At 70.0% G+C, this 13,292-nt stretch carries 12 protein-coding genes and 1 tRNA gene; 9 read left to right on the top strand and 4 right to left on the bottom strand.

The window, feature by feature from the left end:
- Window positions 1-101: 101 nt before the first annotated feature.
- The 3 genes from AB0M95_RS01735 to AB0M95_RS01725 form a co-directional block, all read right to left on the bottom strand.
- Entirely contained in the window at window positions 102-425 is a 324-nt protein-coding gene (locus AB0M95_RS01735; RefSeq protein ID WP_363758103.1) for a rhodanese-like domain-containing protein, read from the bottom strand.
- Window positions 426-533: 108 nt separating this feature from the next.
- Window positions 534-1,412 (bottom strand): DNA-formamidopyrimidine glycosylase family protein, encoded by an 879-nt coding sequence (locus AB0M95_RS01730; RefSeq protein WP_363758101.1) that lies wholly within the window; start codon window positions 1,410-1,412, stop codon window positions 534-536.
- A gap of 265 nt (window positions 1,413-1,677) precedes the next feature.
- Window positions 1,678-2,610: an LCP family protein gene (locus AB0M95_RS01725; protein WP_363758099.1), complete on the bottom strand. Its 933-nt coding sequence runs from the start codon at window positions 2,608-2,610 to the stop codon at window positions 1,678-1,680.
- Window position 2,611: 1 nt separating this feature from the next.
- On the opposite strand from AB0M95_RS01725, the gene AB0M95_RS01720 reads away from it, so the two are divergent.
- From AB0M95_RS01720 to AB0M95_RS01710, 3 genes are all read left to right on the top strand, one after another.
- A complete protein-coding gene (locus AB0M95_RS01720; protein WP_363758097.1) occupies window positions 2,612-2,821 on the top strand; it encodes a hypothetical protein in 210 nt (69 codons plus the stop codon).
- Between the two features lie 453 nt (window positions 2,822-3,274).
- Window positions 3,275-4,639: a hemolysin family protein gene (locus AB0M95_RS01715; RefSeq protein WP_363758095.1), complete on the top strand. Its 1,365-nt coding sequence runs from the start codon at window positions 3,275-3,277 to the stop codon at window positions 4,637-4,639.
- Window positions 4,636-5,694: a hemolysin family protein gene (locus tag AB0M95_RS01710; protein WP_363758093.1), complete on the top strand. Its 1,059-nt coding sequence runs from the start codon at window positions 4,636-4,638 to the stop codon at window positions 5,692-5,694. Before AB0M95_RS01715 ends, AB0M95_RS01710 begins: the two co-directional genes overlap by 4 nt.
- 518 nt (window positions 5,695-6,212) lie before the next feature.
- Here the strand turns inward: AB0M95_RS01710 and AB0M95_RS01705 are convergent.
- Window positions 6,213-6,295: transfer RNA gene (locus tag AB0M95_RS01705), tRNA-Leu, on the bottom strand.
- 92 nt (window positions 6,296-6,387) lie between these two features.
- Here AB0M95_RS01705 and AB0M95_RS01700 point away from each other — a divergent pair.
- Genes AB0M95_RS01700 through AB0M95_RS01675 form a run of 6 tightly spaced genes read left to right on the top strand, consistent with a single transcriptional unit; the run spans window position 6,388 to window position 13,244 of the window.
- Window positions 6,388-7,128 carry a DUF3662 and FHA domain-containing protein gene (locus AB0M95_RS01700; protein ID WP_358526629.1) on the top strand — a complete coding sequence of 247 codons (741 nt, stop codon included), beginning with the start codon at window positions 6,388-6,390 and terminating at the stop codon, window positions 7,126-7,128.
- A gap of 17 nt (window positions 7,129-7,145) precedes the next feature.
- Complete coding sequence (locus AB0M95_RS01695; RefSeq protein ID WP_358526631.1) at window positions 7,146-7,613, top strand: FHA domain-containing protein; 468 nt, start codon at window positions 7,146-7,148, stop codon at window positions 7,611-7,613.
- Complete coding sequence (locus AB0M95_RS01690; RefSeq protein ID WP_363758090.1) at window positions 7,610-8,896, top strand: Stp1/IreP family PP2C-type Ser/Thr phosphatase; 1,287 nt, start codon at window positions 7,610-7,612, stop codon at window positions 8,894-8,896. Before AB0M95_RS01695 ends, AB0M95_RS01690 begins: the two co-directional genes overlap by 4 nt.
- A gap of 30 nt (window positions 8,897-8,926) precedes the next feature.
- The gene (locus AB0M95_RS01685; RefSeq protein WP_363758422.1) at window positions 8,927-10,273 is read left to right on the top strand and encodes an FtsW/RodA/SpoVE family cell cycle protein; all 1,347 of its coding nucleotides are present in this window, start codon (window positions 8,927-8,929) and stop codon (window positions 10,271-10,273) included.
- Complete coding sequence (locus AB0M95_RS01680; protein ID WP_363758088.1) at window positions 10,270-11,718, top strand: penicillin-binding protein 2; 1,449 nt, start codon at window positions 10,270-10,272, stop codon at window positions 11,716-11,718. The genes AB0M95_RS01685 and AB0M95_RS01680 overlap by 4 nt, the downstream gene beginning before the upstream one ends.
- Window positions 11,715-13,244 carry a protein kinase gene (locus AB0M95_RS01675; RefSeq protein ID WP_363758086.1) on the top strand — a complete coding sequence of 510 codons (1,530 nt, stop codon included), beginning with the start codon at window positions 11,715-11,717 and terminating at the stop codon, window positions 13,242-13,244. Before AB0M95_RS01680 ends, AB0M95_RS01675 begins: the two co-directional genes overlap by 4 nt.
- The last annotated feature ends 48 nt before the right edge of the window (window positions 13,245-13,292 follow it).

Raw genomic sequence — 13,292 nt, 5'->3', positions numbered from 1 at the left:
TGCGGTCGGCGGCGCCCGGTTCTGCCGGGAACCGCCCTCTCAGCCCGGTCTCGCCCGAGCTCCCGCGGTATGGATTTTTACTGGATTATTACATCAAAGGGTCACGCGACGTACGGCTGGGCTCCGTTTTCGGCGACCATCGGCCGTCCGGCGGCGGCCCAGGAGTACATTCCCCCGTCGACGTTGACGGCCTCGCGCCCGACGTGGTTCAACCACGCGGTGGCCTGCGCGGACCTGCCGCCGACGCGGCAGATGACGTACACCGGGACACCGGCCGGGACCTCGTCGACGCGCTGCTGCAGCGTGCCGAGCGGGATGTGGACGGCCGTCGGGGCGTGGCCCGCCTGCCACTCGTCGAGCTCGCGCACGTCGAGCAGGAAGACGTCGTCGGGCACGGCTTTGGCATCGATCTCTGGGACGGTCATGCCTTCATTGTCCCTGTTACGCGACCATTCCGCCCGCTAACGGACCGTTGTCATCGATGACAGACCGTCGTTTTTCACGAGAAGGCAGGTCAGCGGCGCATCACGGACCTACTTGAGCAGGCGCGACAGCCTGCGGTCGGCCAGCGGCTTGCCGCCGGTCTGGCACGTCGGGCAGTACTGGAGGGAGGAGTCGGCGAAGGAGACCTCTCTGATCGTGTCACCGCAGACGGCGCATTCCTCGCCTGTACGGCCGTGAACCCGCAGACCTGACTTCTTCTCGCTCTTGAGGTCTTTCGCGGCGATGCCGTGCGCGCGCTCGACGGCCGTGCGCAGCGTGTCCACGATCGCGTCGTACAGGTCCGCCACGGCCTCGTCCGTCAGCGAGCCCGCGATCTTGAAGGGGGACATCTTCGCCGCGTGCAGCACCTCGTCGGAGTACGCGTTGCCGATGCCCGCGATGACCTTCTGGTCGCGCAGCAGGCCCTTGATCTGCGTACGGCTGCCGTTCACGATGCGCTTCAGCGTCTCGCGGGTGAACTCCGGGGTCAGCGGGTCGGGGCCGAGCGCGGCGATGCCCGGCACCTCGGCCGGGTCGCGGACGACGTACACCGCCAGCCGCTTCTGAGTGCCGGCCTCGGTCAGCTCGAACCCGGGCTGCAGGCCCTCGTCGTCGGGGGCGAACCGTACCCGTACGGCCAGCGGGCCCTTACCGGGGCGCACCGGGCGGGCGCCGGACAGGTCGTCGCGCCAGCGGAGCCAGCCCGCCCTGGACAGGTGGGTGACGAAGTGGACGCCGTCGGCGTCGAGGTCGAGGAACTTGCCATGCCTGGTGACGCCGGTCACCGTCAGGCCCGGCAGGGACGTGACGGGGGGATCGACGGTCTTCAGCGCCTGGAAGGCGACGACGTCCACGGCCGCGATCGAGCGGCCGACGGCCCGCTCGCGGAGGAACTCCGCCAGCGACTCCACCTCGGGTAGCTCCGGCATGACCTCACACTAACCTCTCACCACGCCATGAAACCGGCAGCGACCCTGAACCGGCCGGGTCGCCCCCACCGGGGTCCCGGCGGCCTGTGGACAACGAACCCACCTGTGGATGACCAAGACCGACGGCGCACCGCCCGCCCGTCCGTGGCCTGCGGTCCCGGCTCGGCGGACGGGAGCGACCGGCGGTCCTGCGAAGCCGGCGGGCCCGGGAAGCACAGGTGGCGTCCCAGGAGGCCCAGCCGGCATTCTCGTGGCTGCTTCCCGACTACTTGGTGAGGACGTCCTCCGGGACCGGCTTGTCCTCGGCGAGGGCCTTGAACAGGCGCAGGGCCTTCTCTGTGTCCCACTTGACGACGGAGGCGCCGTTGATCGTGGGCAGCGAGCCGACCGGGACGGCCGTGGTGACCGGGCTGCCGCCCATCGCCAGGCCCAGGGACAGCAGGTCGAACGCGCCCGTCCCCGGGTCGACGGCGACCGAGTCGGTGGCGCTCATCGCCAGCGGGATCGACTGGAACGGGTTGAGCAGCACGCCCGGGGTGGCGACCTTCTTGACCACGGCCGAGAAGAACTGCCGCTGGCGCTGGGTGCGGTCGAAGTCGGGCAGTGCGCCGGTCTTGCGGGTGCGGACGTACCCGAGCGCGGTGCCGCCGTCCATCTCCTGGCAGCCCTTCTTCAGGTTGATCCCGGCCTTGGGGTCCTTGATGTTCTGCTTGACGCAGATGTTCACGCCGCCGATCGCGTCCACGATGCCGACGAAACCGCCGAAGCCGATCTCCATGTAGTGGTCGATGCGGATGTCGGTGACCTTCTCGACCGTCTTGGCCAGCAGCGTGGGCCCCCCGAAGGCGTACGCCGCGTTCAGCTTGTCCTTGCCGTGCCCGTCGATGGGCACGTAGGAGTCGCGGGGGAGGCTGACCAGCGTGGGCTGCCCGCCGCCGCTCGGGATGTGCAGCAGCATCATCGTGTCCGTGCGCTTGCCGACCGCGCTGCCGGTGCGGAGCTTCTTGCGCTGCGCGGCCGACAGCCCGGCCCGGCTGTCGGAGCCGACGAGCAGCCAGTCCTCGCCGGGGGTGGCCGCCGGGCGCCCGTCGTAGTCGGTGAGCGACTCCACCGAGTTGATGCGCGAGTTGATCCAGAAGTAGCCGGCCGTCGCGAGGACGAGCAGCAGTGCGACCAGGATCACCAGGACCCTGAGCACGATGCGCCCGGTGCGGCGCGGCGACCGCGCCCTCGGCGGCCCGCCGTCGTCGTTCCTCGACCGGCCCCCCGAGGACAACGGCCGGACGGGCGCCTCCCCGGACCTCGGCCTGCCGTACACGCGGCCCTTCCCCCGCGAGGGGTCCGCCGGGCCCGCGAACGGCGCGCCCCCCGGATACGCCTCCAGCCGGGTCGCCTCGTCGTCCTCGTGAGCCCGCCCTCCGGAACCCTGCGGCAGGCGGTGGGCGGGCTGGCCCGCCGAATAGGACTCCGCGGCCGATTGGTACGGTTCGTTCCCGCTGGCCCCCCCGGGCCGCCGCATGGCACGGGTCGGGCCCTCGCGTGACCCGCTCTCGTCGGACCCCCCGGCCCGCTCACCAGGCCAATCACCCACGTCGTCGTCCCCGTCCTGTGGCTGGAACAGCTTTGCTTCGAAAGTACGCCGTCGCGCACGTGCGGGACGTCCGTAGCTCAAGGTTTTCTCATGCAAAAGTATGCAAAGTCACACTAAGTCACCAATGCGGTCCCATGGGAAACATTGGCCGGGGCCCGACCGTTAGCGTTACGACGACCTCTAGCGAAAGGACAGTCGTGTCTACTCCCGACCCGTGGAGTACCTGCCCGTGCTCCGGCACGGGACCCATTGAATCGGGGAAGGCAGACCAGTGACGTGGGTTCTCGGTCTGCCGGCCATACTTCTTCTCACCCTCCTGACCGGCTACTTCGTCGCCCAGGAGTTCGCGTTCGTCGCGGCCGACCGGTCCGCCCTCCGGGAGCAGGCCGCGGCCGGGGACGCCGCCGCCGGCCGGGCCGTCGAGGTCACCGGCAGGCTCTCGTTCATGTTGTCGGGCGCGCAGCTCGGCATCACGGTGACCACGCTGCTCGTGGGATTCGTCACCGAACCCGCCCTCACCCCGCTGATCCGCCCCGGCCTGTCCGCTGTGGGCGTTCCCGAGGCCGCGGTCCCCGGCATCGCCGTGGCCCTCGGGCTGGTCATCGCCACGGTCGTCCAGATGGTGCTCGGCGAGCTGGTGCCCAAGAACCTCGGGATCGCCCGGCCCGAACCCGTGGCCAAATGGCTGTCCCGGTCCACGTTGATCTACATGGCCATGGCCGGCCCGGTGATCCGGCTGTTCGACACCGCGGCCACCCGCCTGCTGCGCCTGGCCGGCATCGAGCCGGTCGAGGAGATCGAGCACGGCGCCACCCCCGAGGAGCTGTCGCGCATCATCGCCGAGTCCGAGGCGGCCGGCGACCTGTCCGAACGGCTGTCCGACCTGCTGGAGCGCGCCCTGGAGTTCGGCGACCGCACCGCCGAGGACGTCATGGTCCCCAGGCCGCGCGTCGTCTCCCTCCACGCCGACCGTCCGGTGTCCGACCTGCTGAGCGCCCTGAAGACCTCCGGGCACTCCCGCTACCCCGTGCTCGGCGCGGACGGCGACGTCATGGGCGTCGCGGGCCTGCGCGAGCTGCTGCGCGGGCAGCCCGGCGAGGTGCCGATCGAGCGCATCGCCACCGCACCCCTCCTGGTCCCGACCACGCTGCCGCTGCCCGCGCTGCTGGACCGCATGCGCGTGACCGGCGGCGAGCTGGCCTGCGTCATCGACGAGTACGGCGGCCTCGCGGGCGTCGTCACGATGGAGGACCTGGCCGAAGAGCTCGTCGGCGAGCTGATGGACGAGAACGACCCCGAGGCCGCCGAGGCCGTGGCCAAGGACGATGGCACATGGGAGGTGCCGGGCACGCTGCGGCTCGACGAGGTGGAACGGGCGACCGGCCTGCGGCTGCCCGAAAGCGAGGACTACGACACCGTGGCCGGGCTCATCATGGCGCGCCTCGGCCGCCTGGCCGAGCCCGGCGACGAGGTGGCCGTCCCCCTGGTGACCGAGCGCGACCTCTTCGAGGACGACGAGCCGGCCGAGGAGGGCGTGCTGCTCACCGTCCTCGGAGTGCAGCGCAGGATCCCCGACCGGGTGCGCATCGCGCCCGGGCTGGCCGACGCGGCCGTCGTGGGCGGTGAGTCCCGATGAACACCGCGACCGCGCTCCTGCTGGGCGTCGTCCTGCTGATCGGCAACGGCCTGTTCGTCGCGGCCGAGTTCGCCGTGGTGTCCGCCCGGCGTCACCGCCTGGAGGAGGCCGCCGCGGGCGGGAGCCTCGCCAGGGCCGCCGGGCGCGCCGCGCTGCGCAACGGCCGCCAGCTCTCGCTCATGCTCGCCGGAGCCCAGCTCGGCATCACGCTGTGCTCCCTGGGCCTCGCCATGGTCACCGAACCGGCCATCGAGCACCTGCTGGAGCCGGTGTTCGGCCTGGTCGGCCTTCCGGAGCCGATGCGGACCGCCGTCGCGTACGTCATCGCGCTGGCGATCATCACGTTCCTGCACATGGTCGTGGGCGAGATGGCGCCCAAGTCGTGGGCCCTCACCCACCCCGAGCGGGCCGCCATGGGGCTCGCGCTGCCCTTCCGCGGCTTCACCTGGATCGCCAGGCCGATCCTGGCCGCGCTGAACGGCCTCGCCAACGGGCTGCTGCGCGCGGCCGGCGTGCGTCCCCGCGACGAGCTCGCGACCACGCGGACCCCGCCGCAGCTCGCCATGCTGGTCGGCGAGTCAGGACGGATGGGCCTGCTGGACCGGGCCGAGCACGACCTGCTGACCCGGGCCCTGAAGGTCCAGTCGCAGCCGGTCGAGAAGCTGATGGTGCCGATCTCCGAGGCCGCCGCCGTGCCCGCGGGCGCGCCGGAGGGCCTCGTCCGCGACGTCGCGGCCGCGAGCGGCCACCTGCGCCTGCTCGTCAACGGCGGCGCGCCCGAGGACGTCCTCGGCGTGCTGCACGTCCGCGACACGCTGACCCACCCCGGCGCGCCGCCCGAAGATCTCATGACCTCCGTGCCGCGCCTGAAGCCGTCCACGACGGTCCCTGAGGCCGTCGCCCACCTCCAGGACGCCCGCGCGCACGTGGGCCTCGTCACGGACCCCAGCGGCGCCGTCACCGGCTTGGTCAGCCTGACCGACCTCGTGGGCGAGCTCCTCGACACGCGCACCCCGGCGGCTCTCCGCAAGCGCCCCGCCGCCCAGCCCCGCTGACACGCCCCTCAGGTGCCCGCCATCCTAGGCGGGCACCTGAGCGCTGCAAGCGCCCCGTAAGCGATCTGAAAGCCGCCCGCACTACACATCCGGGTAAAGCAACCGGCAAGAAACTTAAGAATCTCCAAAGAATCCGGCCGACACCCCCGGCCGTCCCGAAGCCCACAAGCGAGGGATCCAAGAAGAAGACGTCTCTCCCCCGAAAGAGCCCCAGACGCGGAGAGCCCACCCCAAGCCCAGCCAGAATCAACCCGGCACGCAGGAGCCCCCCAAACCACCATGAAGAACCCCAAGCTCAGAAGCAGCGGCCTGCAGTCCGAAGTGATGAAGCCACCAGCCCTCGAAGCAGGGAACGAAGCCGCCAGGCTCGGCCGGAAGCGCCGAAGAACCCAAGGTGACGAAGCCGCAAGGCTTCGAACCCGGCGCAGTGACGTGGGGGTTCCAGGGGGGTCGCCCCCCTGGGATAGCACAAAGCCCCCGGGAAGAAGCTAGAAGAGCTTCGAACACGGGGGCCCGAGTGGGCGAGGAGGGATTTGAACCCTCACATCCTTTCGGACACACGGACCTGAACCGTGCGCGTCTGCCGTTCCGCCACTCGCCCTCTTTGAGTGCGTGGAAAGGCTAGCACGGATCCGTGCATGCCACCGAACCCGGATACGATCCTCCTAGACGATGGAGGAAGGGAGGTACCCGGTGGGAGTCCTTCAGCGCTTCGAGCGCAGGCTCGAAGGCTTGGTTGAGGGGGCCTTTGCGCGGGCGTTCAAGTCTGACCTTCAGCCGGTCGAGGTCGCCAGCGCGGTGCAGCGCGAGATGGACGAACGTGCCGCGATCGTGGCGCAGGGCCGCACTCTCGTGCCGAACGACTTCGTGGTGGAGCTGTCCACGACGGACGCCGAGCGGCTGGAGGTGTACGCCGACAGCATCAGCCACGAGCTGGCCAACCTCGCCAGGGAGTACGCCAAGGAACAGGGGTACTCGTTCGTCGGTCCCGTCCGGGTTCGCTTCGAGACCGCCGATGATCTGGCGGTCGGGCTTTTCCGCATCCGCTCGGGCGTGATCCGCGGCGCGACGGTGGAGCAGGACGAGATCCGGCATCCGGTGAGCGATCTGCCCCCGAGCAAGCCGTCCGCGTTCGGCGGCCACCCGCGCCTGCTGGTGTCCACTCAGGACGACCCGCAGGGTCAGCGGTCGTACGAGCTGACGACCCCCGTGACGCTCCTCGGGAGGGGCACCGACTGCGATCTGCGGCTGGTGGACCCGGGCGTCTCCAGGCACCACGCCGAGCTCAGGGTCGAGGGCCCGACCGTGGCCCTCGTCGATCTCGGCTCCACGAACGGCACTTTCGTCAATGGCCAGCCGGTTCGCCGGATCGAACTCCAGGATGGCACCCGTGTGACGTTGGGTCGCACAACTCTGGTGTTCCGGCGCGATTAAGGGTAGACAGACGGTCCATGTCCGAGCTCACTCTGCTGCTGATCCGGCTCGCGTTCCTCGCGGTGCTGTGGTTCTTTGTGATTGCCGCGGTGGGAGTGATCCGGACAGACTTGTTCGGATCACGTGCACCGGCTCCCGCAGGCGTGCGCAAACCGGCCAAGCCCGCCCGTCAGCCGGTCAAGCCGAAGAAGGGGGAGCCGCGGCAACTGGTCGTAACCGGTGGTCCCCTGCAAGGAACCATCATCAACCTCACGGAGATGCCAATCACTATCGGTCGGGCGAATGACGCCACGCTGGTACTCAGCGACGATTACGCTTCCAGCCGGCACGCCCGGCTGTTCCCCCAGGACGGTCAGTGGATCGTGGAAGACCTCGGCTCGACCAACGGCACCTATCTTGACCGCTCAAAAGTGACCCGCCCAACTCCGGTGCACCTCGGCCAGCCGATCCGCATCGGTAAAACCGTCATCGAATTGCGCAAATGACAATCGCACTCCGCTACGCCGCCCGCTCGGACGTCGGCCTCCTCCGCGAAGGAAACGAGGACTCGGCGTACGCGAGCCCGCGCCTGCTCGCCGTCGCAGACGGCATGGGCGGGCACGCTCACGGTGAGGTGGCCAGCTCGGTCGCCATCACCGCAATGTCGTCCCTCGACCGGGACGCGGCCGGGGGTGACCTGCTCGGTGCCATCGAGGCCGCGGTGCGCGACGCCAATCGCAAACTGCACGAGATGGTGGGTCGCGATCCCAGCTTGAAGGGCATGGGCACCACGCTCACGGCCATGCTGTGGTCGGGAACCCGGGTCGCCCTGGTCCATGTCGGCGACTCCCGCGCCTACCTGCTCAGAAACGGCGAGTTGTACCAGATCACTCACGATCACACCTTGGTGCAGTCGCTGGTGGACGACGGGAGGATCACGCAGGAGGAGGCCGCGAGCCATCCCCAGCGTTCGATCCTGCTGCGGGCCCTCGACGGAAGCGGCGAGGTCGATCCCGATCTGTCGCTGCGCGAGGCGCAGGTCAACGACCGCTATCTGCTCTGTTCCGACGGCCTGTCCAGCGTCGTCAGCGCCGAGACCCTGCACCACACGCTGACCACGGTCGACGAACCCGACGCCGTGGTCCGCCAGCTCATCGACCTGGCCAACCGGGGGGGCGGTCCCGACAACATCACGTGCATCGTCGCCGATGTCGTCGAGATCGAGGAAGGCCAAGTGGTGGCGGGTGACGCCGCCGTGGTGGGGGCCGCGGGGTCGAGCCGGCTGAGATCCCAGCCACCTGACACTCCGGCGGGGCGGGCGTCCACGATCACCGCCCCGCAGCCGGTCCTCGTGGACGATGACCTGGACGACGAACCCGTGGGCGGCCCGGCGAACGCCGTGGCCGCCCCGCGGCGTGTCAAGCGGCGGCGCATGTGGCCGACGACGGTGACCGTCCTCGTGCTGCTGGTGATCCTGCTGGGCGGGGGTGGTTACTTCGGCTGGCGGTGGACGCAGGATCAGTACTACGTCGGGGCCCTCGGAGACGAGCTAGTGTTGTTTCGCGGGGTGGGCACCACCATCGGACCGATCCAACTGAACTCCGTCGTCAAGCGCACCGGCTTGTCGGTGTCCTCGATCCCCGAGCCGGAGCGTGACCAGGTGCGGCGTGGCATGCCGGTAACCGACCTCAAAGCGGGGCAGACGAGGATCGACGACTTGAAGGCCAAATTCGGCGACCAGAAGGCCGTCCAGCCGACCGCTTCCCCCACCGCTACGGAGTCCTCGTAAGTGAGTGCCGTCGACGTCGCGGCCGTCCCCATGACCGCCAAGAGGCGGGGGGCGCAGCTGGTCATGCTCGCCTCCGCCGTGGCGATCGTCATGGTGGCCTACGCAAACGTCGGGCTGGGTCTGAACAACCAGGTGCCCGCGGGCATGCTGGGCTACGGCCTGGGCCTGGGCGCGCTGATGCTCGCCGCGTATCTCGTGCTGGCCAAGTTCGCCCCCTGGGCAGACCCGCTACTGCTTCCGCTGGTCACGCTGGTGAACGGGCTCGGCCTGGTGATGATCTACCGCATCGAGCAGTCCGAGAAGCTCGCCTCCGCGAGCAACCAGCTCTTCTGGACCGCGGTCGGCATCGTCATGTTCTCCGTCACGCTGATCGTGCTGCGCGACCACCGCGCGCTCCAGCGCATGACGTACACCGCCGGCTTCGTGGGCATCGGCCTGCTGATCCTCCCTCTGGTGCCCCTCCTGGGCAAGGAGATCAACGGAGCCCGCATCTGGATCGGCGTCGGGGGTTTCTCCATCCAGCCGGGCGAGTTCGCCAAGCTGTCGCTGGTCGTGTTCTTCGCGGGGTATCTGGTCGCCAAGCGCGACATCCTCGCGCTCGCGGGGCGGCGCCTGCTGTTCATCGACCTGCCCCGCGCCCGTGACCTCGGCCCGGTGCTCATCACGTGGGTGTTCAGCGTCGGCGTGCTGGTCCTGGAGAAGGACCTCGGCACCTCGCTCCTGATCTTCGGCGCGTTCATCGCCATGCTGTACATCGCCACGCAGCGCACCTCGTGGGTGCTCATCGGCGTCGCGCTGTTCCTCAGCGGCGCGTTCGTGGCCGGGCAGATCTTCAGCCACGTCCGGGCCCGCTTCGACGTCTGGCTCAACCCGGCCGACCCGGTCCTGTACGAGCGGTTCCCCGGCGGCAGCCTCCAGCTCATGCAGGGTCTGTTCGGCATGGGCTCGGGCGGCATCCTCGGCACCGGCCTCGGCCAGGGCCACCCCCAACTGATCCCGCTCTCCTTCTCGGACTTCATCTTCGCCGCCACCGGCGAGGAGCTCGGGCTGACCGGCCTGATGGCGCTGCTGATGGTGTACGCGCTGATCGTCCAGCGCGGGCTGCGCACGGCGATCGCCGCGCGCGACCCGTTCAGCAAGCTGCTCGCGGGCGGCCTCTCGTTCATCCTGGCCTGGCAGGTCTTCATCATCGTCGGCGGCGTGACGAACCTGATCCCGCTGACGGGCCTGGTGACGCCGTTCATGTCCCAGGGCGGGTCGGCCCTGCTGGCTAACTGGATTCTTATCGCGCTGCTGGTACGCATGTCAGATGCCGCGCGTAGGCCGCCGCCGCAAGCCATCCAGGACGAAGGACTGACGCAGGTGTTTCAGCGATGAACGGCACGCTCAAGCGGGCCTCGGTGGCGTGCTTCCTCATGTTCGGCCTGCTGATGATCAACATTAACTATCTTCAGGCGGTGAAGGCGGACGGGCTGCGGTCGGACGGGCGCAACCAGCGCACGTTCTACGCCCGCTACCAGTACGAGCGCGGCATGATCACCGCGGGCGGCCAGACGCTCGCGAAGTCGGTGGACGTGGGGGGCACGTTCCGGTTCCAGCGCAAGTACACTAAGGGCGAGGTGTACGCGCCCGTCATCGGCTTCTTCGCCCCTGAGAGCGCGCAGGGCATCGAGGGCGCCGAGAACAAGTACCTCGACGGCTCCCACCCCGACCTGTTCGTCCGCCGCACCGTCGACCTGATCACCAGCAAGCCGACGCGCGGCGCCGCCGTCGACCTGACGCTGGTGCCGCAGGCCCAGGAGGTCGCCTACCGCGCCCTGGAGAAGAGCGGCAAGCGCGGCGCGGTCGTGGCGATCGAGCCGAAGACCGGCGCGATCCTCACCATGGTGTCGGTGCCGAGCTACGACCCGAACACGATGGCGGCCCCGGACAAGGCGAAGGCCGCGCGGGTGTACGACAAGCTCGCCGCGGACCCGAACAAGCCGCTGATCAACCGGGCGATCCAGGACACGTTCGCGCCCGGTTCGACCTTCAAGGTGATCACCTCGGCGGCCTACCTCAGTGAGGACGAGTCGCGGGACGTCAACACCACCGTGGACGCGCCGGACGTCCTGCCACTGCCGGGCACCACGATCGGCCTGCGCAACTACCACGGCGAGTCGTGCGGCGGGCGCGCGACCCTGCTCGACGCGCTGACGATCTCGTGCAACACGGCGTTCGGCACGATGGCCCTGGAGATGGGCTACGACAAGCTGCACGAGCAGGCGGCGAAGTTCGGCATCGGCACCCCGCTCGCCATCCCGCTGAGCGTGACCAAGAGCGACATCGGCCCTGACGTGGACAAGCCCGCGCTGGCCCAGACCGCGATCGGCCAGCGGAGCAACCAGATGACGCCGCTGCAGATGGCGATGGTGGCCGCCGGCGTCGCCAACCAGGGCAAGGTCATGAAGCCCTACCTGGTGAACAAGATCGTGAGCCCGGACGGCGACGAGATCGACAGCGCGCACCAGGAGGAGCTGAGCGAGGCGGTCACCCCGGAGGTCGCCGACAAGCTCCGCCAGATGATGGTCAGCGTCGTGCAGAACGGCACGGGAAAGGCCGCCCAGCTCCCCGGCATCACCGTGGCGGGCAAGACCGGCACGGCCGAGACCGCCAAGGGCCAGGCGTCCCACGCGTGGTTCATCTCCTTCGCCCCCGCCGAGGACCCGAAGGTCGCCGTGGCGGTCTTCGTCGAGTCGGGCAGCGCGGGCAACGACGCGACCGGCGGCGCGGTCGCCGCGCCGATCGCACACGACGTCATGCAGGCGGTGCTCAACAAGTGACGCCGCGGCTGCTGAACGACCGCTACAGGCTGATCGCCCGTATCGCGGCCGGCGGCATGGGCGAGGTGTGGCGCGCCTCCGACGGGCTGCTGCGCCGCGAGGTCGCGATCAAGCTGTTGCGCCGACACGTGGCCGCCGACCCGGAGTTCCGCGAGCGTTTCCGCAACGAGGCCCGCATCACGGCGGGTCTGGCCGATCCCGGCATCGCGCAGGTCTTCGACTACGGCGAGCACGACGAGCTCGCCTACCTGGTGATGGAGCTCGTGCCCGGCGAGTCGCTGGCGGCGGTGATCGCCCGCAACGGCACGCTGAGCGCCGAGGTCACATTGGATGTGATCGGCCAGACGGCCCGGGCCCTGCACACGGCCCACCGGTCGGGCGTCGTCCACCGCGACATCAAGCCGGGCAATCTGCTGGTCACCCACGCCGGCGTGATCAAGATCACCGACTTCGGCATCGCGCGGGCGCTGGAGGGCGCCCGCATGACGATGACGGGTACCGTGCTCGGTACCGCGCAGTACGTCAGCCCGGAGCAGGCCTCGGGCACCGTCCTCACCGCGTCCACCGACATCTACTCCCTCGGCGTGGTGGCGTACGAGTGCCTGACCGGGCAGCCGCCGTTCACCGGGGGCAACCAGGTGGCGATCGCCCTGCGGCATCTCAACGAGCTGGTGCCGCCGCTGCCGGAGTCCGTGCCGAAGCCCGTGCGCGATCTCGTCCTGGCGATGCTGGCGAAGAGCCCGGAGCACCGGCCCGCGGGCGGGCGCGAGCTGGCCGACCGCGCGATGGTGCTGCGCGGCTCGCTCTCCACGCCGGACGTCCCCGCGCTGGGCATGCTCACCGACCCGACGGGCCTGGCGGTGCGCGAGGCGCTCCAGCACGAGACCGCGCACCGCGAGGCGGTCCGGCCGCAGGACGCGGTCCCGGGCATGGCCGCGCCGCCGTCCGCCCAGCCATCCGTACAGCGACCCGTGCACCCGTCCGTGCAGCCGTCCGCTCCGCCGTACGAGGGCCTGTACGACAGGCCTGGCCCGGACGCCCCGGCGCCCACGCGCATCGGCCGCCCGCCGTCCGGCCGTCCCGCGACGCCCCGTCTGGCGACCGCGCCGCACACCCGGCGGCGCAGGCGCAACGCGATCGGCCTGGTCGCCGCGGCCGGCTGCGCCGCGGCGGTAGGCCTCGGCGCGCTGGCGGCGAGCGGCCTTCCCCAGCTCGGCCTGGACAACGGGCCGACCCAGCCGGTCGAGCCGTCTACCGGGGAACCAGCGTCCTCGCCCACTCCGGCACGGACGACGCCCCGGACGTCGCCACCACCGAAACCGGTGAAGTCTGTCAAGCCGACGGTGTCACGGTCGGCTACGGTAAGCACGTCGGCGATTCCAACCCGGCGGCGGACGCCGAAGCCAACTCCGTCCCCGACCCCGACCCCTACTCCGACGCCCACACCGACTCCCTCACCAAGTGACACGACGCCAAGCCCCACTTCATCCGCAAGCACCACAATCACCCCGAACGGGGAGACGTAATGCGGCCCGGGGTCGATGATGGACACCGGCAGCCGCACCGCGGGCCGG

Source organism: Sphaerisporangium sp. NPDC051017 (assembly GCF_040683095.1).
Lineage (GTDB): Bacteria > Actinomycetota > Actinomycetes > Streptosporangiales > Streptosporangiaceae > Sphaerisporangium.
The sequence above is the reverse complement of the archived record's forward strand: the minus strand, read 5'-3'. Positions and strand labels throughout refer to the sequence as shown.